This is a genomic window from Salinibacterium sp. GXW1014 (assembly GCF_044769865.1).
In the GTDB taxonomy this organism is placed as follows: Bacteria; Actinomycetota; Actinomycetes; order Actinomycetales; family Microbacteriaceae; genus Homoserinimonas.
Map to the genome: position 1 here is coordinate 1596355 of NZ_JBIZWA010000001.1, position 22505 is coordinate 1618859.

General features: G+C 68.1%; 20 protein-coding genes. 17 read left to right on the forward strand and 3 right to left on the reverse strand.

The window, feature by feature from the left end:
* The first annotated feature begins 96 nt into the window (after positions 1–96).
* The 5 genes from ACIQK7_RS07935 (at position 97) to rplL (ending at position 4310) form a co-directional block, all read left to right on the forward strand.
* A complete protein-coding gene (locus tag ACIQK7_RS07935) occupies positions 97–825 on the forward strand; it encodes a response regulator transcription factor (RefSeq protein WP_403023013.1) in 729 nt (242 codons plus the stop codon).
* Positions 822–2276 carry an ATP-binding protein gene (locus ACIQK7_RS07940; RefSeq protein ID WP_403023015.1) on the forward strand — a complete coding sequence of 485 codons (1455 nt, stop codon included), beginning with the start codon at positions 822–824 and terminating at the stop codon, positions 2274–2276. The genes ACIQK7_RS07935 and ACIQK7_RS07940 overlap by 4 nt, the downstream gene beginning before the upstream one ends.
* 54 nt (positions 2277–2330) lie before the next feature.
* A complete protein-coding gene (locus tag ACIQK7_RS07945; RefSeq protein WP_403023018.1) occupies positions 2331–3050 on the forward strand; it encodes a hypothetical protein in 720 nt (239 codons plus the stop codon).
* Positions 3051–3347: 297 nt separating this feature from the next.
* Positions 3348–3863 carry a 50S ribosomal protein L10 gene (gene rplJ, locus ACIQK7_RS07950; protein WP_403023021.1) on the forward strand — a complete coding sequence of 172 codons (516 nt, stop codon included), beginning with the start codon at positions 3348–3350 and terminating at the stop codon, positions 3861–3863.
* Between the two features lie 57 nt (positions 3864–3920).
* The gene (gene rplL / locus ACIQK7_RS07955) at positions 3921–4310 is read left to right on the forward strand and encodes a 50S ribosomal protein L7/L12 (protein ID WP_403023024.1); all 390 of its coding nucleotides are present in this window, start codon (positions 3921–3923) and stop codon (positions 4308–4310) included.
* Positions 4311–4390: 80 nt separating this feature from the next.
* On the opposite strand, the gene ACIQK7_RS07960 is transcribed toward rplL, so the two are convergent.
* Complete coding sequence (locus ACIQK7_RS07960) at positions 4391–5530, reverse strand: hypothetical protein (protein WP_403023027.1); 1140 nt, start codon at positions 5528–5530, stop codon at positions 4391–4393.
* Between the two features lie 432 nt (positions 5531–5962).
* Here ACIQK7_RS07960 and ACIQK7_RS07965 point away from each other — a divergent pair, with 432 nt between their 5' ends.
* From ACIQK7_RS07965 to ACIQK7_RS07985, 5 genes are all read left to right on the forward strand, one after another.
* Entirely contained in the window at positions 5963–7315 is a 1353-nt protein-coding gene (locus tag ACIQK7_RS07965) for an ABC transporter substrate-binding protein (protein ID WP_403023030.1), read from the forward strand.
* A gap of 118 nt (positions 7316–7433) precedes the next feature.
* On the forward strand, positions 7434–8477 hold the full coding sequence (locus ACIQK7_RS07970) for a carbohydrate ABC transporter permease (RefSeq protein ID WP_403023033.1): 1044 nt from the start codon (positions 7434–7436) through the stop codon (positions 8475–8477).
* Positions 8474–9427 carry a carbohydrate ABC transporter permease gene (locus ACIQK7_RS07975; RefSeq protein ID WP_403023036.1) on the forward strand — a complete coding sequence of 318 codons (954 nt, stop codon included), beginning with the start codon at positions 8474–8476 and terminating at the stop codon, positions 9425–9427. The genes ACIQK7_RS07970 and ACIQK7_RS07975 overlap by 4 nt, the downstream gene beginning before the upstream one ends.
* Positions 9428–9488: 61 nt before the next feature.
* The gene (locus ACIQK7_RS07980; protein WP_403023039.1) at positions 9489–11354 is read left to right on the forward strand and encodes an ABC transporter ATP-binding protein; all 1866 of its coding nucleotides are present in this window, start codon (positions 9489–9491) and stop codon (positions 11352–11354) included.
* A 187-nt stretch (positions 11355–11541) separates the two neighbouring features.
* Positions 11542–11805, forward strand: a complete 264-nt coding sequence (locus ACIQK7_RS07985) for a hypothetical protein (protein ID WP_403023040.1) — start codon at positions 11542–11544, stop codon at positions 11803–11805.
* Positions 11806–11827: 22 nt separating this feature from the next.
* On the opposite strand, the gene ACIQK7_RS07990 is transcribed toward ACIQK7_RS07985, so the two are convergent.
* Both ACIQK7_RS07990 and ACIQK7_RS07995 read right to left on the reverse strand, forming a co-directional pair.
* Entirely contained in the window at positions 11828–12493 is a 666-nt protein-coding gene (locus ACIQK7_RS07990; RefSeq protein ID WP_403023043.1) for a DUF305 domain-containing protein, read from the reverse strand.
* A 5-nt stretch (positions 12494–12498) separates the two neighbouring features.
* A complete protein-coding gene (locus tag ACIQK7_RS07995) occupies positions 12499–13209 on the reverse strand; it encodes a DUF3105 domain-containing protein (RefSeq protein ID WP_403023045.1) in 711 nt (236 codons plus the stop codon).
* A gap of 154 nt (positions 13210–13363) precedes the next feature.
* On the opposite strand from ACIQK7_RS07995, the gene ACIQK7_RS08000 reads away from it, so the two are divergent.
* The 7 genes from ACIQK7_RS08000 to araA all read left to right on the forward strand — a co-directional run bounded on the left by ACIQK7_RS08000 (position 13364) and on the right by araA (position 22491).
* Complete coding sequence (locus ACIQK7_RS08000; protein ID WP_403023047.1) at positions 13364–14725, forward strand: cystathionine beta-synthase; 1362 nt, start codon at positions 13364–13366, stop codon at positions 14723–14725.
* Between the two features lie 8 nt (positions 14726–14733).
* On the forward strand, positions 14734–15879 hold the full coding sequence (locus tag ACIQK7_RS08005) for a cystathionine gamma-synthase (RefSeq protein ID WP_403023050.1): 1146 nt from the start codon (positions 14734–14736) through the stop codon (positions 15877–15879).
* Between the two features lie 41 nt (positions 15880–15920).
* Positions 15921–17282, forward strand: coding sequence for an MFS transporter (locus ACIQK7_RS08010; RefSeq protein WP_403023053.1), 1362 nt, complete (start codon positions 15921–15923; stop codon positions 17280–17282).
* Positions 17283–17372: 90 nt separating this feature from the next.
* Positions 17373–18380 carry a LacI family DNA-binding transcriptional regulator gene (locus ACIQK7_RS08015; protein WP_403023055.1) on the forward strand — a complete coding sequence of 336 codons (1008 nt, stop codon included), beginning with the start codon at positions 17373–17375 and terminating at the stop codon, positions 18378–18380.
* Between the two features lie 153 nt (positions 18381–18533).
* Positions 18534–20267, forward strand: a complete 1734-nt coding sequence (gene araB, locus ACIQK7_RS08020; protein ID WP_403023058.1) for a ribulokinase — start codon at positions 18534–18536, stop codon at positions 20265–20267.
* Complete coding sequence (locus ACIQK7_RS08025) at positions 20264–20971, forward strand: L-ribulose-5-phosphate 4-epimerase (protein WP_403023061.1); 708 nt, start codon at positions 20264–20266, stop codon at positions 20969–20971. Before araB ends, ACIQK7_RS08025 begins: the two co-directional genes overlap by 4 nt.
* A 2-nt stretch (positions 20972–20973) precedes the next feature.
* Positions 20974–22491 (forward strand): L-arabinose isomerase, encoded by a 1518-nt coding sequence (gene araA / locus ACIQK7_RS08030; protein WP_403023064.1) that lies wholly within the window; start codon positions 20974–20976, stop codon positions 22489–22491.
* Positions 22492–22505 lie beyond the last annotated feature (14 nt).

A 22505-nucleotide genomic window follows, 5' to 3' on the forward strand; every position in this document is an offset into this window, starting at 1 on the left:
GATGCGGCGAGCGGTTCCCGTGGGGCGGCGGGTCGCTTCGCCGCGCTCCCAGCCGCCTCATAGGCAATGCATAGGCTGCTGGGCAAGATGGTGTCTATGCCAGATGCTGCTGCGCCCCTCACCCATGCCGACGGTTCGCCCGTGCGGGCGGTCGTCGTCGACGACGAGGCCACCCTTGCCGAGCTCGTGACGATGGCGCTGCGCTATGAGGGCTGGGATGTGCGCTCGGCGGGCGACGGCCAGTCGGCGGTCAAGTTGATCCGCGAGTTCGACCCCGACGTGGTCGTGCTCGACATCATGCTGCCCGACATCGACGGCCTCGAGGTGCTGCGGCGGGCCCGCGCGGGCGGCAACGACGTGCCCATCCTGTTCCTGACGGCGAAGGATGCCCTCGACGAGCGCATCGCCGGCCTCACGGCGGGCGGGGATGACTATGTCACCAAGCCGTTCAGCCTCGAGGAGGTCATCGCGAGGCTTCGTGGGCTCATCCGTCGCTCGGCCCGTCTCGTCCCGAGTGCGGCCGACCCCATCGTGCGCGTCGGTGACCTCACGCTCAACGAGCTCAGTTATGAAGTGCACCGCGGAGACCGCGCGATCGACCTGACGGCCACGGAGTTCGAGCTCCTGCGCTATCTCATGCGCAACCCGCGCACCGTCATGAGCAAGGCGCAGATTCTCGACCGCGTCTGGAGCTACGACTTCGGGGGTCGCGCCAGCATCGTCGAGATCTACATCTCCTACCTTCGCAAGAAGATCGACGCGGGCGAGAAGCCGATGATCCATACGGTGCGCGGCGTCGGCTACATGATCAAGGCACCCGAGTGACCACGCCGGGTGGCTGGACGCTGCGACGACGCCTCATCCTCGGCATCGTCGCGCTCCTCGCCGCGGCGAGCATCATCATCGGCACCGTGAGTGTGCTCGCCCTGCGCGGATTCCTGCTCGACCGTGTGGATGCGCAACTCGCCTCCGCGACGGGCCGCACGCAGCTCGCCGCGAGCGGGCAGCTGGGCGACGCCCCCGTGCCGGAGCAGCCGGGCAGCGGCTTCACGACGCTCCGCTTCGGGGTGCAGGGGCCGCTCACGGTCACGGGCGTGGTCGTGGGGGACTCGGCGCGGGCCGGCATCGTGACGGAACACGGTCGCATCCGATTCCTCGACGCCGAGGCATCCGAAGCACTCCTGGAGGTGCCCGCGACGGGCGAGCCGGTCACGGTGAATCTGGGCGGTGACCTGGGCGACTACCGCGCCTCGGGTGACGAGTTCGCGGCCGGTGTCGTCGTCGTCACGGCACTGCCCCTCGCCGATGTCAACCAGACGGTCGGCCAACTGGTCGCCGTGATCGTGCTGGTCGCCCTGTTCGCCCTCACGGCGGCGGCGATCGCGGGCCGGACTGTCGTGCGGTTCGCCCTTCGTCCGCTCGAACGGGTTGCCGCGACCGCATCCGCCGTGGCCGACCTGCCCCTCGACCGCGGCGACGTGGACCTCGTCGAGCGGGTCGCGCTCGCCGACGCCGACCCGCAGACGGAGGTCGGCCGCGTCGGTGCTGCGTTCAACCGGATGCTTGACCACGTCGCCGCGGCATTCACGGCCCGGCAGGAGAGCGAGAACAAGGTGCGGCGCTTCGTGGCCGATGCGAGCCACGAACTCCGCACCCCGCTCGCGTCGATCCGCGGCTATGCGGAACTGACACGGCGCAGCGGGCACGAGCTGCCGCACGACGTCGTCCATTCGCTTGGCAGGGTCGAGTCAGAGGCGGTGCGCATGACCTCCCTCGTGGAGGACCTGCTGCTGCTCGCCCGACTCGACGAGGGTCGCGACCTCGAGCGCCGGCCGGTCGACCTCTCCCGCCTGCTCGCGGATGCCGTTGGCGACGCGGCCGTGACGGCGAGCGACCACGAATGGGCGCTCGAGATGCCCGACGAACCCATCACGGTGTCGGGGGACGACAGCCGCCTGCGCCAGGTCGTCGCGAACCTCCTGGCGAACGCCCGTGTGCACACGCCCGCGGGCACCGAGGTCGTGGCCCGCCTCGCGGTCGATGACGACGCCGTCGTGCTCACGGTCTCCGACAATGGGCCCGGCATCCCTCCCGAGCTCCTGCCCCGTCTCTTCGAGCGCTTCGCACGCGGCGACGGCTCGCGTTCACGGACGGCCGGCAGCACCGGCCTCGGTCTCGCCATCGTGCGCGCCGTCGTGGAGGGTCACGGCGGGCACGTCTCGGTGCGAAGTTCTGAGGACTCCACGACGTTCACGGTGCGCCTGCCCGCCGTGTGAGGGTTTCGGCTGCGACAATTGCCGCACCCGAAACACGAAGGACCGTTTGTGGTCATGGCACCATGGCGCCGACTCACCCGACTTGTCTGCGCACTCCTCCTGCTCGCCGTCGCGAGTGGTCTTGTCGTGTCCACGAGTCAGGCCACGTATGCCCTCGAGTCGGACGAGCGGATGCCCGACCAGGTCGCCCACTACTTCGAACACCGCCTGCTGCCCCGCCTCACGGAGCTGTATGCGCCGGGCGAGGATGCGACATCCGGAATCGACTTCGACGAGTCGGCCCGCGTGGGCACGGTCGTGCGACTGCGCGCATGGACGGCCGAGTTCGTGGCGGGGGCTGAGACCGAACCGCCAGCCGAGGTCGCGAACGAGTGGCTCGCCCCCGTGCTTGTGCGCGGGCTGGTCGTCGGCGCCGCCCTCGTGTGGATCAACCCGGGCTCGGGTCACGCCGAGCTCGCGGAGTTCTATCCCGGCTCGGCCTTCGCGACCGCGGTGCAGTCGCTCCCCGAGGGCGGGGTGCTCGTGCGCGACCAGCCCACCGGCTCCTGGTTCGTGCTCGCCGACGACACAGCGACCCCCATCGTGACGGGGACGACGGGGGTCTCCGGCTCCGTGTCGGTCGACGCCATGCCACCGGTACTCGAGCGGCCGAGCCAGGACGAACCGGATGCGGGCGTGACGCCCGTCCCCGCCGTGCTGCTGCTCGTCGCCTTCGCCGCTGCGGCAGGCCTGCTCCTGCGCTCGGCGCGAGTCAGGGCATCCGCCAACGCCTGACGGTGTTTGGCGGCCGGGTGCGCATTTGCCACAGTGGGGCGCGTGGCATATTCTTGTCGAAGCCAAAGACCGCTGGTTATCGGCGTGCGCGTGTTCACACGTGCGTGACGATCGAAGTCTTGCTCTCGAGCAGGTGCCCGCGCAGGTGTGTGAAGTTTGACATCCGGAACTCTTCTGGATTCTCCAGCTCCGTGCGCTTGCGCCGGGGCTTTTTTCGTGAGCGGGGTCGGGTCTCGACCCGGAGGTCTGGTGCGGTGCACATCGCACCGCAACGCATCAACGAAATTGAGGAGCCACATGGCGAACAAGGAAGCTTCGGTCGCCGAGCTTACGGAACTGTTCCGTAACTCGACCGCCGTACTGCTCACCGAGTACCGCGGCCTCACGGTGGCACAGCTCAAGGAGCTGCGCACCTCCATCCGTGAAGACGCGTCTTACGCCGTGGTGAAGAACACGCTGACCAAGATTGCAGCCAACGAGGCAGGCATCTCGTCGTTCGACGACGAGCTCGCCGGTCCGTCTGCCATCGCCTTCGTGCACGGTGACCCTGTCGCCGTCGCAAAGGGTCTGCGCGACTTCTCCAAGGCAAACCCTCAGCTGGTCATCAAGGGGGGTTACTTCGACGGTAACCCGCTGACCGCCGCCGAGGTCACCAAGCTGGCCGAACTCGAGTCGCGGGAGGTGCTGCTTGGCAAGCTTGCCGGCGCCTTCAAGGCTTCGCTGTTCGGTGCCGCCTACATGTTCAACGCGCCGCTCGCGCAGGCGGTTCGCACCGTCGACGCTCTGCGCGACAAGCAGGAGTCCGCGAGCTAGTCACCCTCACGGGTCCTGGCGAAACGGCATTCAGAAGTACACACAAGGAGAAAAACAATGGCAAAGCTTTCCAGCGACGAGCTGATCGAGGCGTTCAAGGAGCTCACGCTCATCGAGCTCAGCGACTTCGTCAAGAAGTTTGAAGAGGTCTTCGAGGTCACGGCTGCTGCCCCCGTCGCGGTTGCCGCGGCCGGTGCCGCCGGTGGCGGCGCAGCCGCCGAAGAGGCCGAGGAGAAGGACTCCTTCGACGTCGTCCTCACGGCTGCTGGTGACAAGAAGATCCAGGTCATCAAGGAGGTCCGTGCCCTCACGAGCCTCGGCCTCGGCGAGGCCAAGGCCGTCGTCGACGGTGCTCCCGCGAACGTCCTTGAGGGCGTCAACAAGGAGACCGCCGAGAAGGCAAAGGCTCAGCTCGAAGAGGCTGGCGCCACCGTCGAGCTCAAGTAGTCGCACGCGCGGGATTCCCGCGCAGGCTGCGTGAAGAAGCCCCCGGTCATTCGACCGGGGGCTTCTTTCATGCCTGCGGTTTAGGCGTCCTGCGCGAGCGCGGCGCGACGGCGCAGGCGCGTCGTCACGACGAATCCGCCAGCGGTCAGGAGCAGGGCCGCGAATGCTGCGAGTGCGGCAAACTCACCGGGACCGGTCACGGGGAGGGTCGGCAGCTGCTGGCTGGGCGTGGCCTCGGGCAGCGGCAGGGTCGGCAGGGTCACCGTCTCCGCAATGCAGGGCACGACGTTGGCGAGATCGACTGTCTCGCCGACGACCGAACCGCCCGGCTGCAGCTGCAGCACGGCCGCGTAGCTGGCGGGAGCCTCGAGGCCCTGGAAGATGACCTCGTCATTCGAGACGCCCGTGACGACCTGACTGGCGACGGATGCGCCAGCCTCGTCGAGCAGCACGACCTCATACTCCTCCGCGGCGTCGAGGCCCGTGACGGAGACCGACACCGTGGGGGTCGTCACGTCGCTCGAGCAGTCGACGGGCGTGATGACGAGGCGCGGGGTCGAGACCGGCGGGAGCGGCTCCTCGGGATCGATCGGCGGGGCCTGGGGCGCGCAGTCGACGGCCGTGACGGTCGAGGACGTTGCCGAGCTGCTGCCCGTGGCCTCGACCTCGGCGCGGTAGTCGCCGGGTGCGAGACCCGTGAAGGTCGCCGTCACCGTGCCGGGGCCGGCGGTGCCCGTTGCCGAGTCAACAACGGTGGGGCCGGAGAAGAGGCGGATGGTGTAGCTGGCACCGTTCGGGAGGCCGCTCACGGAGGCCGTGACATCCGTCGTCGAGGTGCCCGCATAGACACAGGGCTGCGCGCTCAGCGCGATCTCGGGCGTGACAGGGGGCGTCACTGGCGGCTGCGGGTCGACCGGGGGGTCGACCGGCGGGTAAACGGGCGGCTGTGCACACGTTCCCCGGAAGTCATTGGGCGTGATCGTCGCGGATCGCGGCTTGTCGGTGACCTTGCCCTTCGGCCAGTGGCCGACGACCGTGAGGGTCTTATAGGTCGGCCCCTCTACCGTCTCTGTGGCGACGAAGGTCTCGGCGGCGCCGATCTTCGTGCCGACGGGCACGATCGCCTGGTTGGACTTGATGATCGTCTCGCTCTTGTATCGCTCCGAGTTCGTGATCTTCCAGGTGATGGTCCAGGTGTTGTCGACACAGGCAGCAGACACCGACACGGTGTTGTGATGGGCAAGAGCTGCCCCCGCCGGGGAAAGAAGGGCGAGGCCAGCTGCGGACAGGAGAGTTGCGAGGGCAAGTGCAAGGGCACGCCGGAGTCGCATGAATTCGGGTTTCATGGTCGTTCCTATTCGGGGTAATCGCGTCACGCTCGCGGCATGGGGGATGCCGGCATATCGGGGTAGGCGAGACGCGTCTCAAATACTGCCACCCAAAAGGGGGGTGCGCAATGTATTGGCGAATTTCCCTCGTAACCGGCGTGTCGCCCTGCAGCGGTAACGGCTCGGTCGCATCGAGCGCAAACGCTTGCACAAGGACTGTTCCCTGACGTACGGTCAACATCGAGAGCGCTCCCGGACCGGGGGCGCAGCGGTCTGCGCGTGCCGCACTGCAAGGCGCGAGCGACCTCAACGAGGAGGATTCGAATGCACACAGCACATCGACGCCGCGGACTCACTGCCGTGGCACTGGCCGGCGCGGCCGGACTGGTTCTCGCCGGCTGTACGGGTGGTGGCGGAGGGGACGGCGGCGGAGACGCCGACTGCTCCGACTACGAGCAGTACGGCACCTTCGACAACGCGTCGGTCGAGGTCTATGCGACCATCATCGACGTCGAGGCCGACCAGCTTGTCGAGTCCTGGGCGGACTTCGAGGAGTGCACCGGCATCACGATCGACTACGTCGGCACACAGGAGGCTGAGACGCAGATCAACGTGCGCGTCGCTGCGGGTGACGCGCCCGACATCATGATTGTTCCGCAGCCGGGTCTGCTGCAGCGCCTCATCGGTGACGGTGCGGTCGTGCCGGCATCCGCCGAGGTTGAGGCGAACGTCGACGAGTTCTGGTCGGAGTCCTGGAAGGGCTACGGCTCGGTCGATGGCACCTTCTACGCCGCGCCGCTCATGGCGAGCGTCAAGGGCTACATCTGGTACTCCCCGGCGGACTTCGAGGAGAACGGATACGAGGTTCCCGAGACGTGGGACGACCTCGTCGCCCTCACCGAGGAGATGGCCGACAACAACGACTCGCAGACCTACCGCCCCTGGTGTGTCGGCTTCGGTTCCGGTGACGCGACCGGTTGGCCGGGCACCGACTGGATCGAGGACCTCGTGTTGCGCATGCACGGCCCGGAGGCCTACGACCAGTGGGTCGCGGGCGAGCTGCCCTTCTCCTCGCCGGAGATCCAGGAGGCATTCGATGCCGCCGGTGAGATCCTCCTCAACCCCGACTTCGTCAACGGTGGTTTCGGCGGCGTCGAGTCGATCAACTCGACGACCTTCCAGGACGCAGGCCTTGCGATCCTCGACGGCAACTGCTCGCTCCACCACCAGGCCTCGTTCTACGAGGCTCAGTGGGGCGAGGACGTCGAGGTCGCAGAAGACGGTGACGTCTGGGCCTTCATCACCCCCAAGGTCGACGCTGACGCTGGCGACTCGGTCACGGGTGGTGGCGAGTTCGTCGCTGCCTTCACTGACAGCGAAGAGACGGATGCTGTGCAGCAGTACCTCTCGAGCGACACCTGGGCAAACATCCGCGTCGGTCTCGGTGGCGTGATCAGCGCCAACAACGGCGTCGACCCCTCGGTCGCCGGCAGCGAGATCGGTGCGCAGTCGATGGAGATCCTGCAGGGCGAAGACACCGTCTTCCGCTTCGACGGCTCCGACCTGATGCCCGCCGCTGTCGGAACGAGCTCGTTCTGGACGGGAATCGTTGACTGGGTCGGTGGCGACAGCACCTCGTCGGTCACGTCCCGTATCGACGCCAGCTACCCGCGCTAGGCGGCACGTCATCACGGCCGTCGGCTCGCAGACACCGGTCTGCGGGCCGACGGCCTCCCGAAACGACATCCAATCCGCGCGGGCATCGACGCGGCACTGAAGAGATGAGGAGCGCACCATGGGCGTAGGTCCGGTGGTCGCACAGGTCGCTGAGGCGGTGCAGCACGTGCTGCCCGCAGCGCGACGCGGAGACTTCTGGGGGGCGACGATCGAGAAGTTCGGCGTGCTCTTCATCGGGCTCGCCGCGTTCGCCGCCGTCATCGGCCTCGTGCTGTTCTTTGCCGACCGCACGCCCAAGAAGATGCGCGACGTCGTGCAACTCACGGCGTTCGTGGCCCCCGCGCTCCTGCTGCTCCTCGTCGGCCTCGTCTACCCGGCGATCCAGACCGTCTACCTCGCGTTCACCAACCGCCAGGGCGAGTGGATCGGCTTCCAGAACTTCGTCTGGATGTTCACGCAGGACGAGATCCTCCAAGTGCTGCTCAACACCATCATCTGGGTGCTCCTCGTGCCGGCGCTCTCGACGACCATCGGTCTCGCCTACGCCGTCTTCATCGACAAGTCGGCGGGCGAGAAGGTGCTCAAGTCCCTTGTCTTCCTCCCCATGGCGATCTCCTTCGTCGGGGCCGGCATCATCTGGCGCTTCATCTACGAGTACCGCGCCGAGGGCTATGAGCAGATCGGCCTCCTCAACCAGATCATCGTCTGGTTCGGCGGCGAACCGAGGCAGTTCCTCATCGAGTCGCCCTGGAACACCTTCTTCCTCATCATCGTCATGATCTGGATCCAGACCGGTTTCGCGATGGTGCTGTTGTCGGCGGCCATCAAGGCGGTGCCGACCGAGATCATCGAGGCGTCCCGGCTCGACGGGGCAAACGCCTGGCAGCAGTTCTGGAACGTCACGGTGCCGGGCATCCGAAGCACCCTCGTGGTCGTCGTGACGACCATCACGATCGCGACACTCAAGGTCTTCGACATCGTGCGCACCATGACGGGCGGCAACTACGGCACGAGCGTCGTCGCGAACGAGATGTACACGCAGGCCTTCAACCGGGCCGAATGGGGCCAGGGCGCCGCCCTGGCCGTCGTGCTCTTCATCATGGTGCTGCCGATCATCATGTACAACGTGCGAGTCATGCGAAAGCAGAGGGAGATCCGATGAGCGCCACCGACGCCACGGCGCGGGCCGAGGCCACACTTGACACTCCCTTCAGCTCGAAGCGCCGCCGTCAGCGCCCCGACGGCAAGGCCGACCGCGCCAAGAAGGTGCTCACCTCCAAGTGGGCGACGGCGGGCGCGATCATCATCGCGGTCATCTGGACGATCCCCACGGCCGGACTCTTCATCACCTCCTTCCGCCCCGCTGACCAGATCAAGGGCTCCGGCTGGTGGACGATCTTCCAGAACTGGGGCTTCACCTTCGACAACTACGCCGAGGTGCTGACAGCCCAGGGCGCATCATCGGCGAACCTCTCCTCGTACTTCATCAACTCGATCGTCGTCGCGGTACCGGCCACGCTGTTCCCCCTCGTGCTCGCATCGCTCGCCGCCTATGCCTTCGCGTGGATCAAGTTTCGTTTCAGCGCAGCGATCTTCATCGGCGTCTTCGCGCTGCAGATCGTGCCGCTGCAGATGGCGCTCATCCCGCTGCTGCAGATCTTCTCGGGCGCGCTCGGCATCAGCGGCACCTTCCCCGCCGTGTGGATCGCCCACACGATCTTCGGCCTGCCCCTCGCGATCTTCCTGCTGCACAACTTCATCTCGGAGATCCCCGGCGATGTCATCGAGGCGGCTCGGGTCGACGGCGCCAACCACTTCCAGACCTTCTTCCGCATCGTGCTGCCGCTCGCGATGCCGGCCCTCGCGAGCTTCGCGATCTTCCAGTTCCTGTGGGTGTGGAACGACCTGCTCGTCGCGCTCGTCTTCTCGGGCGGTGGGGTGGATGTCGCACCCCTGACCCAGCGCCTCGCAGAACTTTCGGGGAACTACGGTCGCAACCTGCACAGGCTCCCGGCCGCCGCGTTCATCTCGATCATCGTTCCGCTCATCGTGTTCTTCAGCCTGCAGCGCTACTTCGTGCGCGGGCTCATGGCCGGGTCGACCAAGGGCTGACCGCGGCGGGGGAACGCGGCATCCGGAATATTCCCGCGCCCCGGGCGGTTGAAAGATCCTGATGAGCGCAGGCGGGCCCACGGGCAGATACGGGAAGCAGCGCACCCGTATATCTGCTGGGGACCCAGAGGCGCAGCGCCGGGAGAACGCCGAGGCGCCCAAGGTGCCCGATCTCCTGCCGCGCATCGGCCGTCTCTTCGCGCCCCACAAGCGCGCCCTCATCCTGACGATCACGCTTGTGCTGATCGGCGCCGGCCTCAGCGTCGCGCCGCCGCTGCTCACGCAGCAGGCCTTCGACCGGGGCCTGTTCCCGGGCGGCGGCGGGCCCGACGTGCCCGTGCTCGTCGAACTCGTGCTCATCATGATCGCCCTGTGGGTGGCATCCGCTGCCCTTGGCGTGTGGCAGACGTGGCTGACGGCATCCGTCGGCAACAAGGTCATGGCCGAACTGCGGGTGCGGCTCTTCGATCACCTGCAGCGCATGGAACTCGCCTTCTTCACACGCACCAAGACCGGAGTCATCCAGTCCCGCCTGCAGAACGACGTCGGCGGCGTCGCGGGCGTGCTCAGCAACACCGTCTCGAGCGTCATCGGCAACACCGTGACCGTCATCGCCGCCTTCGTCGCCATGCTGCTGCTCAGCTGGCAGATGACGCTCGCGACCGTAATCCTCATGCCGCTCATCGTCGTCGCGCAGCGACGCATCGGCATCGTGCGGGCGCGCATCGCGGCGCAGACGCAGGAGTCGCTCAGCAACCTGACCGCCATCACGCAGGAGTCGCTGAGCGTCAGCGGCATCCTGCTCGCCAAGAGCTTCACGCAGCAGCGCGCCGAGGTCGAGCGCTACACGCAGGAGAACCACAGCCAGGCGCGACTGCAGGTGCGGCAGACCATGAGCGGGCAGTGGTTCTTTGCCTCGGTGCAGGTGTTCCTCTCGATCATCCCGGCGATCATCTACCTCGTCGCGGCATGGCTCATCCTGCGCGATGTGCCCGTCACGGCGGGAACCGTCGTCGCCTTCACGACCGTGCAGGCCCGGCTCATGTGGCCACTCATGGGACTCATGCGGGTCGCGCTCGACCTGCAGACGTCATCCGCCCTCTTCGCCCGCATCTTCGAGTACCTCGATCTCAAGCCCTCGATCGAGGACGCTCCGGATGCTCGGCCTGTGCCGCGCGAACAGCTCGGCCGCATCGACTTCGAGGACGTCGTGTTCCGTTACCCGGACGCGCCCGAGTCGTCGCCCGCGACCCTCAAGCACGTCTCGTTCACGATCGAGCCTGGCCAGTACGCCGCCTTCGTCGGCCCGTCCGGCGCGGGCAAGACCACGGTCTCCTACCTCGTGCCCCGCCTGCACGACGCGACGAGCGGCACCGTGCGCTTCGGGGGCGTCGACGTGCGCGACCTGCAGCACGAAGACCTCATGCGCAACGTTGGCATCGTGAGCCAGGAGACCTACCTCTTCCACGCGACGATCGCCGAGAACCTGCGCTACGCGAGACCGGATGCGACGCAGGAACAGATCGAGGCGGCCGCCCGCAAGGCCAACATCCACGAGACGATCGTCTCCTTCCCTGACGGCTACGACACGGTCGTGGGGGAGCGCGGCTACCGCCTCAGCGGCGGCGAGAAGCAGCGGGTCGCGATCGCGCGCGTGCTGCTCAAGGACCCCGCCGTGCTCATCCTCGACGAGGCGACGAGCGCGCTCGACAGCGTCTCGGAGCGCATCGTGCAGTCGGCGCTCGATGAGGCGGCCCGAGGCCGCACAACCGTCGCGATCGCCCACCGCCTCTCGACCGTCGTGGGCGCCGACGTCATCTTCGTGATCGACGGCGGCCGCGTCGTGGAGCAGGGCACGCACGAGGAGCTGCTCGCCCTCGATGGCGTCTACGCGAACCTCTTCCAGCGGCAGGTGGCCGGCGCGTAGCATCCGTGCCCCCTGCTTAGGGGACTCGCCCGGCGCTCCCGGCAGGGACATCATGAGACTGCAGGGGAGTACCCGAAATGCTCCCGAGGTCCAGGCAGTTCCACCCGCACGATACCCGACCCGAACCGCTGCCGCGCGCCACCCGAAACGGTGCGAGGGAGCACGCTTACCCGAAATGAGCACTGTCATGCCTGTCGCGACCCTTCAGACCACCCTGCCGACGCACTACTCGGCCATCACGGCCGACGCCGACTCGGCACTCGAGTGCCCATCGTGCGGTTCGCGCATGACCGCGACGCCGAACCCGTATTACGGTGCGGGGCTCGCGCAGCATCGCACGATCGCACTCTGCAACGGATGCCAGCACATCGCATTCCTCGCCGAAGCCGAGCCTGAGCCAGCCATGGAGGGCATCGCGAAGCGGATGCGCGCCCTCTTCGCCCGCCGCTGAAGCCGGGTGACGCGGGGCACTCCTAGCGGCGCGCCTCGAGGAGCTCGTTCATGAAGACGATCTCCTTGTCCTGCACCGTCACCATGCCCTTTGCGAGCTTGGTGACGACGGGATTCGTGCTGCGCTCCAGCACGGCCTCGGCCATCTCGACGCCGCCGATGTGGTGCTCGATCATGAGCTCGAGGAAGTAGACCTCGGCCTCCAGCCCCTCGAGCGTCTCGAGCTTCGCCATCTGCTCCGCGGTCGCGAGACCCGGCATGGGCTCACCCGGCGTGTGGTTGTGCCCCGACTCGCCCTCGCCGCCGTGGTCGTGGTCGCCGCCGTCGAGCGTCGGCCGCGACATCCACGTCATCGACGGCTCGGGGGGAGCATGTGGCAGCCCCCACACCTCGAGCCAGCCGAACATCTGGCCGGCCTGCTGCTGCTGGGCCGTCGCGATGTCATAGGCGAGGGTCGTGATCTCGCGGTCGTCCGTCGCCTGCAGCACGATCATCGACATGCGCACGGCCTGGTTGTGGTGCTCCTGCATGTCGCGGGAGAAGCCCGCCTCAGCGCTCGTGTTCGAGGGCGTCGAGGCCGTCGGAACGCTCAGGCGGCCGATGCCGAACGCGAGGGCCGCGAGCAGCGCGCCACCGAGGATGATGGCGACGAGAGCCCTCGTCGAGAGGCGCGGTTCACGCTGTGCCAAAGGCCTCACGCAACCTTGCCGGGGCCATCCAGCACGCCGTCGCAGCGCGCGCCGGGCTCGGGCACGTCACCCGACTGCCAGTACTTCTCGACGAAGTCGCCGAGGCGCTCGTCGTCGACGCCGTCGAGCTTGACCTGGGCGCCCCACGCGGATGCGACGACAGGGGCGTCGAGGTCGGCGATGGGGGAGAGGATGACGTAGGTGCTGGGCAGCGAGTCGCGCAGCGCCTGCAGGTCGTCGCCCGCGACCTCGTCGGGGTTGTACGTGACCCAGACGGCACCGTGCTCGAGCGAGTGCACCGCGTTCTCAGCGGGCTGCTCCTCCTCGTAGATGCCGCAATTGAGCCAGTACTGGCTGTGGCTGCCACCCGCGGGCGGGTTCATGCCGTACTGCGCCTCATAGTCCACCCGCGTCTCGACGTGCTGGTAGTCGATGTCGGCCCAGGTCTGCACGCCGTCGACCGTGATGTCGTCGGGGTTGCGCTTGGGGGTGCCGCTCGTGACGACGATCGTGACGATGACGGCGATGACCGCGAGGGCGGCGACCGAGCTGAGGGTGACGGCGATGATGCGGTTGCGCTTGGCGCGCGCCTGCTGCTTCTTGAAGGCCTCGACCTTGGCGAGGCGGCGCTGCTCGCGTTCCTGCTTGACCGTGAGCTTCTTGGCGGCGGGCGGCACTGGGGCGTCGTCGGAGGGAGTGTTGTCGCGAGGTGACACGGCTGTGGTCCTGTCGGGTTGGTCGGCAAGGGCTGCAGGCATGAGCCTATCGAGGGCTCCCTATGCGCAACGTGAAGGCGGCGGCCGTATTCCCCGTCGCAGGTGGGAAGTTGCCCCGGATGCTGGCGGGTGACGCTGGTAGATTGGCCCGACCATGAAGTACGCAGAGACCGTCCTCGATCTGGTCGGAAACACGCCCCTCGTCAAGCTCAACAAGGTCACGGAGGGAATCTCGGCGACCGTGCTGGTCAAGGTCGAGTACCTGAATCCCGGCGGATCATCGAAGGATCGCATCGCGACCAAGATCATCGACGCGGCTGAGGCGTCCGGAGATCTCAAGCCCGGCGGCACGATCGTCGAGCCGACATCCGGCAACACGGGTGTTGGCCTCGCGCTCGTCGCCCAGCAGCGGGGCTACCGCTGCGTCTTCGTGTGCCCCGACAAGGTGGGCGAGGACAAGCGCAATGTGCTGCGCGCCTATGGTGCCGAGGTCGTCGTGACGCCGACGGCCGTCGCTCCCGATAGCCCGGAGTCGTACTACTCGGTCTCTGACCGTCTCGCGCGGGAGATCCCGGGGGCGTTCAAGCCCAACCAGTACGAGAACCAGAACGGCCCGCTCAGCCACTACGAGACCACGGGTCCTGAGATCTGGCGCAACACCGACGGGAGGGTCACGACCTTCGTTGCGGGCGTCGGCACGGGCGGCACCATCAGCGGCACCGGCCGCTACCTCAAGGAGGTCTCCGACGGAGCCGTGCGCATCGTCGGGTCCGACCCCGAGGGCTCTGTCTACTCCGGTGGCACGGGTCGGCCCTACCTGGTCGAGGGCGTCGGTGAAGACTTCTGGCCCGGCGCATACGACCCGAGCGTCGTCGACGAGGTGCACATGGTGACGGATGCCGAAGCCGTCGCCATGACGAGGCGCCTCGCCCTCGAAGAGGGGCTGCTGGTCGGCGGATCGAGCGGCATGGCGGTCGTGTCTGCGCTCGCGGTCGCCCGCGAACTCGGCCCAGACGATGTCGTCGTCGTGCTGCTGCCGGACGGCGGGCGCGGCTATCTCGGCAAGGTCTTCAACGACGGCTGGATCCACAGTCACGGCTTCGGTGACATGGAGGAGGGGGATGACCAGCGCGTTGCCGACGTGGTCGTCGGAAGCGCTGAGGACCTCCCGCACGTTCGCACCGACAGCACGGTGCGAGACGCGGTGCGCCTCCTCACCAAGTCGCCACACACCGCAATTCCGGTGCTCGCCGCCGCGCCTCCCGTCGTGCTCGGCGAGGTCGTCGGCAGTGTCTCGGAGGCTTCGCTCGTGGCCGCCCTGCTCAAGTCAGAGAATGGCCTCGACGACCTTGTGTCGAAGGTCATGAGCCCGCCACTCGCCCTCGTCGGCGCGTGCGAGACGCTCGACGACGCAGAGTCCCGGCTCGTCGACCACGGCACGCTCATGGTGATGAACCAGGGCAAGCCCGTCGGCCTCCTCGGGCGCCGCAGCCTTCTCGCCCACTTCACCGTCTAGGAGCAAGCATGCAGGATTTCAACACCCGCGCGATCCACGCCGGTCAGGACTTCGACCCCACGACGGGCGCCGTCGTGCCGCCCATCTACATGACGTCGACCTTCGTGCAAGACGGCATCGGCGGCTTCCGTGGCGGCTATGAGTATGCGCGCGGCGGCAACCCCACGCGCGACACCCTGCAGGAGCTCCTCGCCTCGCTCGAGGGCGGCGCGCACGCCTACAGCTTCGCCTCGGGGCTCGCGGCGGAAGACGCGCTGCTGCGCGCCATCCTGAAGCCGGGCGATCACGTGCTCATGGGTAACGACGTCTACGGCGGCACCCACCGTCTCGTCAACCGGCTCCACGTGCCGTGGGGTGTCGAGCTCAGCACGGTCGAGATGAGCGATGCGGATGCCGTGCGTGCGGCGATCAGGCCCGGCACGACCCGCGTGCTCTGGCTCGAGACGCCGAGCAACCCGCTCATGAAGATCACCGACATCGCGGCGCTCGCCGCGATCGGCCACGAGGCGGGCGCGCTCGTCGTCGTGGACAACACCTTCGCGACGCCGTACCTGCAGCAGCCCCTCGCCCTTGGCGCCGACATCGTCGTGCACTCGACGACGAAGTACCTCGGCGGGCACTCCGACGTGCTCGGCGGCGCGGTCATCCTGAACGACGACGAGCTCGCCGAGAAGGTCGGCTTCCTGCAGTTCGGCGCGGGCGGGGTCTCCTCTCCCATGGACGCATGGCTCACCGTGCGGGGTATCAAGACCCTCGGGGTGCGCATGGACCGCCACTCCTCCAACGCGCACACGATCGCAGCGACCCTCGAGCACCACCCGGCGATCGAGCGGGTCTACTACCCGGGTCTCGAATCCCACCCGGGCCACGAGATCGCGGCGCGGCAGATGTCGGACTTCGGCGGCATGCTCTCGCTCGCCCTCAAGGGCGGACCGGATGTTGCGCGCGCCGTCGCGGAGGGCACAAGCGTCTTCCAGCTCGCCGAGTCCCTCGGCGGCGTCGAGTCGCTCATCGGCTACCCGAGCGAGATGACGCACGCATCCGTCAAGGGGACCGAGCTTGCGGTGCCCGAGAACGTCATCCGTCTCTCGGTTGGCATCGAGGGCATCGATGACCTGCTCGCCGACATCACGGAGGCGCTCGACCGCGTGTAGTCTTCCGCTCGGGTCGCGCTGGAGCGGCCGCAGGAGGCGAAGTGACCGACGTGCGTGAGGGCATCTACAGTGCCCGCTACCGCTGGACCACCATCGGCGCGCTCTCGCTTGTCTTCCTGAACGCCTTCCAGACCCTTGCCGTCACGACCATCATGCCGCTCATCAGCGCCGAGCTTGATGGGCGGGAGCTCTATGCCCTCGCGTTCGCGGCGCCGCTCGCCGCGGGGGTCGTCGGCATGGTCATCGGCGGCAACTGGGCCGACCGCGTGGGGCCCGCGGCGCCCCTTTCCGTCTCGGCCGTGATCTTCACGCTCGGGCTCGTCATCGCAGGGGTCGCCCCGTCCATGGCGGTGCTCGTGCTGGGACGCCTCGTGCTCGGCTTCGGGGGTGGGGCCGTGACGGTGGCCCTGTATGTGCTCATCGCCCGGGTGTTCCCCGCCCCGATGCATCCGAAGGTCTTCGCCGGCTTCTCGACCGCGTGGGTCGTGCCAGCGCTCGTCGGGCCGGCCGCGGCGGGCTTCATCGCGGAGGGCATCGGGTGGCGCTGGGTGTTCCTGGCGGTCGTCGTGCTCGTCGTCGGGTCGACGGGGCTCATCCTGCCGAGCGTGCGGGCCCTCACTCCGGCCGAGGGCGAGGCCCCGCCGTGGGCGCTGCGACGCATCGCGTGGTCGGTGCTTGCCGCGGCCGCCGTGCTCGCGGTCAGCCTCTCGGGGCAGGCGGGGGAGGAGTCCGCCGGCGAATCGGCCGTGCCCATCGTGCTCGCCGTCGTCGCGGCCGCCGTCGCACTCTTCGCAGCGCGCACGCTCGTGCCGCGCGGAACCCTCCTCGCGAGGCGCGGCCTGCCATCGATCATCCTGCTGCGCGGGCTCGTCTCGGCGACCTTCTTCGGCGCGGAGGTCTACATCCCGTACCTGCTGCAGGCCGAGTATGGCTTCGACGCGGCCATCGCTGGGCTCGCCCTGACGGGCGGCACGCTCACCTGGGCAACCGCCGCGCAGCTGCAGGGCTCGGCACGCCTGAGTGACGCCGCCTGCCTGACAGGCGGCTCGCTCATGCTGCTCGCCTCGACCAGCGTCGTGATCGTCGCGACCGTCTTGATGCTGCACCCGGCCGTGCTCATGGTGGGCTGGGCGATCGGCGGGGCCGGCATGGGGCTCGCGTTCCCGCGGCTCAACACCATGACGCTCGCGCGCTCGGCGATCCGGGAGCAGGGCTTCAACTCCGCCGCGCTCACGATTGCGCAGTCGCTCGGGGCGGCGCTCGCGCTCGCGGTCACGGGCGTCGTGGTCGCATATTTCGCATCCTTTGGCGGCGCCGTCTCGTTCGTGGCCGTCTTCGTGCTCGCGGCACTCTTCGCGCTCGCCGCGGTCATTGTTTCGCCCCGCGTGCGCGAACTCCGCTGAGACGGAGGATGCGCGCAAGCGCACGGGCGGCATAATGGATGCGACTCGCAGCATGTGAACGTACACATCACGACAGGCCTGGTGAATCCCATGGAACCGGAGAAGGTTCGCGCCCCGAACATCCGGGATGTCGCGAGGCTTGCTGGAGTCTCGTACCAGACCGTCTCGCGCGTGCTCAACGAGTCGCCCAACATCCGCCCCAGCACCAAGGAGCGGGTGCTCGAGGTCATCGACGAACTCGGCTACAGGCCCAACCAGGCGGCGCGCACCCTCGTCACCAATCGCAGCCGCACGATCGGCGTGCTCTCGGGCGACACAGCTCACTACGGGCCCACCACGAGCGTGCATGCGATCGAGATCGCGGCGCGCCAGGCCGGGTACCGCGTCATGATCACCAACACGACGAGCGACTACGACTCGATTCGCGCGGGGCTCGACTTCCTTCGCCAGCAGGCGGTCGAGGCGATTGTGGTGATCGCCCCGCAGGTGCGGGTCTTCGACGCCATCGCAGACATGAACCTCGTGATCCCCTTCGTGACCCTCGACTCGACCCAGCGCGACTCGCACAGGAGTGTCTCGGTCGACCAGTTCAGGGGCGGGCGCCTCGCGACCCGCCACCTCATCGACCTTGGGCATCGCGAGATCGAACACATCGCCGGTCCGCAGGACTGGATTGAGGCGGATGCCCGCATGCGGGGCTTCCTGCATGAGATCAGTGAGGCGGACCTCTCGACGCGCCCGCCCATTCTCGGCGACTGGACTGCCGCGTTCGGGCATCATGCGGGGCGGGAGCTGCTGCGGCATCCGGATTTCTCGGCCGTCTTCTGTGCCAACGACCAGATGGCCCTCGGGCTCATCCATGCGCTGCACGAGGCTGGCGTGCGGGTGCCGCAGGACGTGAGCGTGGTCGGCTTCGATGACATCCCGGATGCCGCCCACTTCTGGCCGCCGCTGACGACCGTGCGGCAGGACTTTGCCGAGATAGGGCGGCGCTCGCTCGCGATCATCCTCGACGAGGTGCTGGGGTCGTCGGATGCGAGCCACGAGCAGGTCGTGCCCGAGCTCGTCGTGCGCGCCTCGACAGCGCCGCCGCAGTAGCCAAATCACGATTTGGCTCTGCGTTGACACCACGCCCTCAGATGGGGGTACCATTGCGGCTAATTGTGAACGGTCACACGAACGGTCACATTTCGTTCCACCCGTGCCCCGCCCGCTTTCTCCTCCGGAAGCGTTGACGAAGGAGTCGACCCGGTGAGTTTCCCAGAGACCCCGAGCCCTGCCGAGCGCTACGTGATCGGCGTGGACTTCGGCACCCTCAGCGGCCGCGCCGTGGTCGTCAGGGTCTCCGACGGCGAAGAGGTGGGTTCGGCGACGCTCGAGTACCCCCACGCCGTCATGGACACGACCCTCGCCGCGACGGGCGACCGGCTGCCGCCCGAGTGGGCCCTTCAGGTTCCCGCGGACTACGTCGACGTCATCAAGACGGCGATTCCGAGAGTGGTCCAGGCCGCAGGTATCGACCCCGCATCCGTCATCGGCATCGGCACCGACTTCACGGCGTCGACCCCCATGCCCGTGCTCGCCGACGGCACACCGCTCAACGAGGTCGCCGGCTTCGAGCACCGCCCGCACGCCTACATCAAGCTGTGGAAGCACCACGCGGCGCAGGGCCAGGCCGACCGCATCAACCGCATCGCGGCCGAGCGCGGCGAGTCATGGCTGCCCCGCTACGGCGGGCTCATCTCGAGCGAGTGGGAGTTCGCCAAGGCGCTCCAGCTGCTCGAAGAGGACCCCGAGATCTACCAGCGCATGGACCACTGGGTCGAGGCGGCCGATTGGATCGTCTGGCAGCTCACGGGCCGCTACGTGCGCAACGCCTGCACGGCCGGCTACAAGGGCATCTGGCAGGACGGCGAGTATCCCGACCGCGACTTCCTCACGGCGCTCAACCCCGACTTCGCGGGCTTCGTCGATGACAAGCTCGCCCACGAGATCGGCCAGCTGGGGGATGCCGCTGGCACGCTGAGCGCCGAGGCTGCGGCCTGGACGGGCCTGCCCGAGGGCATCGCGGTCGCGGTCGGCAACGTCGACGCCCACGTGACGGCGCCCGCCGCGAAGGCGGTCGAGCCGGGCCAGATGCTCGCCATCATGGGCACGAGCACCTGCCACGTCATGAACGCGGATGTGCTCGCCGAGGTCCCCGGCATGTGCGGTGTCGTCGACGGCGGCATCGTGAGCGGGCTCTACGGCTATGAGGCCGGGCAGTCGGGCGTTGGCGACATCTTCGCCTGGTACGTGAAGAACCAGGTGCCGGGGGAGTACCACGCGGCGGCGCGCGAGCGTGGCCTCAGCATCCACCAGTACCTCACCGAGCTCGCGCAGGAGCAGCCCGTCGGCGGCCACGGGCTCGTCGCCCTCGACTGGCACTCGGGTAACCGCTCGGTGCTCGTCGACCACGAACTCAGTGGCGTCGTGCTGGGCGCGACCCTCACGACGCGGCCGGAGGAGATCTACCGTGCGCTGCTCGAGGCGACCGCCTTCGGCACCCGCACAATCGTCGAGACCTTCAACGCGAGCGGCGTGCCCGTCACGGAGTTCATCGCGGCGGGCGGGCTCATCAAGAACCCCTTCCTCATGCAGACCTACAGCAACGTGCTCCGGATGCCCATCTCGACGATCGCGAGCGAGCAGGGCCCCGCGCTGGGTTCCGCCATCCACGCGGCGGTCGCGGCCGGCGCCTACCCCGACGTGCGTGCGGCGGGCGAGGCGATGGGACGCGTCAACCGCAACGTGTACACGCCCGATGAGGCCGCGGCGGACGCCTACGACGAGCTCTACGCCGAGTACACCCAGTTGCACGACTACTTCGGTCGCGGCGCCAACGACGTCATGAAGCGGCTGAAGGCGCGTCGGCGCGATGCGCTCGCAGGGTCGGACCTCGAGAACGCAAGCCACGACGACGCCGAGCGGGAGGCGCGAGTATGAACGACTTCACGCCCGAGATCCAGGCGGCGATCGACGGGGTGCGTGCGGATGTCGCATCCCTCCACTCCGAGCTCACCCGCTACGGACTCGTCGTCTGGACGGGCGGCAACGTGAGCGGCCGCGTGCCGGGCGCCGACCTCTTCGTCATCAAGCCCAGCGGGGTCGACTACGACGAGCTCGCACCCGAGAACATGATCCTCTGCGACCTCGACGGCACCGTCATCCCGGGCACGCCCGGCAGCGGCCGCAGCCCCTCGAGCGACACGGCGGCGCACGCCTACGTCTACCGCAACATGCCGGAGGTCGGGGGAGTCGTGCACACGCACTCGACCTACGCGACGGCGTGGGCCGCCCGCGGGGAGGCGATCCCCTGCGTCATCACGGCGATGGCCGACGAGTTCGGCGGCGAGATTCCCGTCGGACCCTTCGCGATCATCGGGGATGACTCGATCGGCCGCGGCATCGTCGCCACGCTGCAGGGTCACCGCTCGCGGGCCGTGCTGATGCAGAACCACGGCCCCTTCACGATCGGCAAGAACCCCCGCGACGCCGTCAAGGCGGCCGTCATGGTCGAGGATGTCGCGCGCACCGTGCACATCGCCCGCCAAGCGGGGGAGCTCATCCCTATCCCGCAGGAGGCGATCGACTCCCTGTTCGACCGCTACCAGAACGTCTACGGCCAGAAGCCCGAAGGAGCACTCTAGACATGCCCAAGCTCTCCACCTCGCTCGACCACTACGAGGTCTGGTTCGTCACGGGCAGCCAGAACCTCTACGGCGAGGAGACCCTGCAGCAGGTCGCCGAGCAGTCGCGCGCGATCGCGCAGGCCCTGGATGCGGCATCCGACGTGCCCGTCAAGGTCGTGTGGAAGCCCGTGCTCAAGGAGAGCGACTCGATCCGCCGCCTCGCCCTCGACGTGAATGCGGCCGACAACGTCATCGGCGTCATCGCCTGGATGCACACCTTCAGCCCCGCCAAGATGTGGATCGCCGGGCTCGACGCGCTGCGCAAGCCGCTGCTGCACCTGCACACGCAGGCCAACGTCGAGCTGCCGTGGGGCGAGATCGACTTCGACTTCATGAACCTCAACCAGGCCGCCCACGGCGACCGGGAGTTCGGCTACATCCAGACCCGCCTCGGCGTCGCCCGCAAGACCGTCGTCGGCCACGTCAGCAACCCGGATGTCACGGCGCAGGTCGCGACCTGGCAGCGGGCCGCCGCGGGCTGGGCCGCCACCCACTCGCTCAAGCTCGCCCGCTTCGGTGACAACATGCGCTATGTCGCCGTCACGGAGGGCGACAAGACCGAGGCGGAGCTGCGCTTCGGCGTGCAGGTCAACACGTGGGGCGTCAACGAGCTTGCGGAGGCCGTGCACGCGGCATCCGATGCCGACATCGACACGCTCGTCGCTGAGTACGAGGAGCTCTACGTGGTCGTGCCCGAGCTGCGCAAGGGCGGCGAGCGGCACGAGTCGCTGCGCTACGGCGCCGCGATCGAGCTCGGCCTGCGCAGCTTCCTCGAGGAGGGCGGCTTCGGCGCCTTCACGACGAGCTTCGAAGACCTGGGTGCGCTGCGCCAGCTGCCGGGCCTCGCCGTGCAGCGGCTCATGGCCGAGGGCTACGGCTTCGGCGCCGAGGGCGACTGGAAGACCGCGATCCTCGTGCGCACCTCCAACGTCATGGGCGCGGGCCTCCCCGGCGGCGCGAGCCTCATGGAGGACTACACCTACCACCTCACGCCGGGCGACGAGAAGATCCTCGGCGCCCACATGCTCGAGGTGAGCCCCTCGCTCACGACTGAGAAGCCGAGCCTCGAGATCCACCCGCTCGGCATCGGCGGCAAGGAGGACCCTGTGCGGCTCGTCTTCACGGCCGACCCCGGACCCGCCGTCGTCGTCGCGATGAGCGACATGCGCGACCGTTTCCGCCTCGTGGCGAACGTCGTGGAGAACGTGGCACTCGATGAACCGATGCCCAACCTTCCCGTGGGCCGCGCGCTGTGGAAGCCCGCGCCCGACTTCGCGACCTCTGCTGCCGCGTGGCTCACGGCCGGCGCCGCCCATCACACGGTCATGACGACCGCGGTCGGCGTCGATGTGTTCCGTGACTTCGCCGAGATCGCGGGCACCGAGCTCCTCGTGATCGACGAGCAGACCACCCTCAGGGACTTCCAGCGCGAGGTGCGTTGGAACGCCGCCTACTACCGGCTTGCGCAGGGGCTCTAACAGCCCCCTCGCAG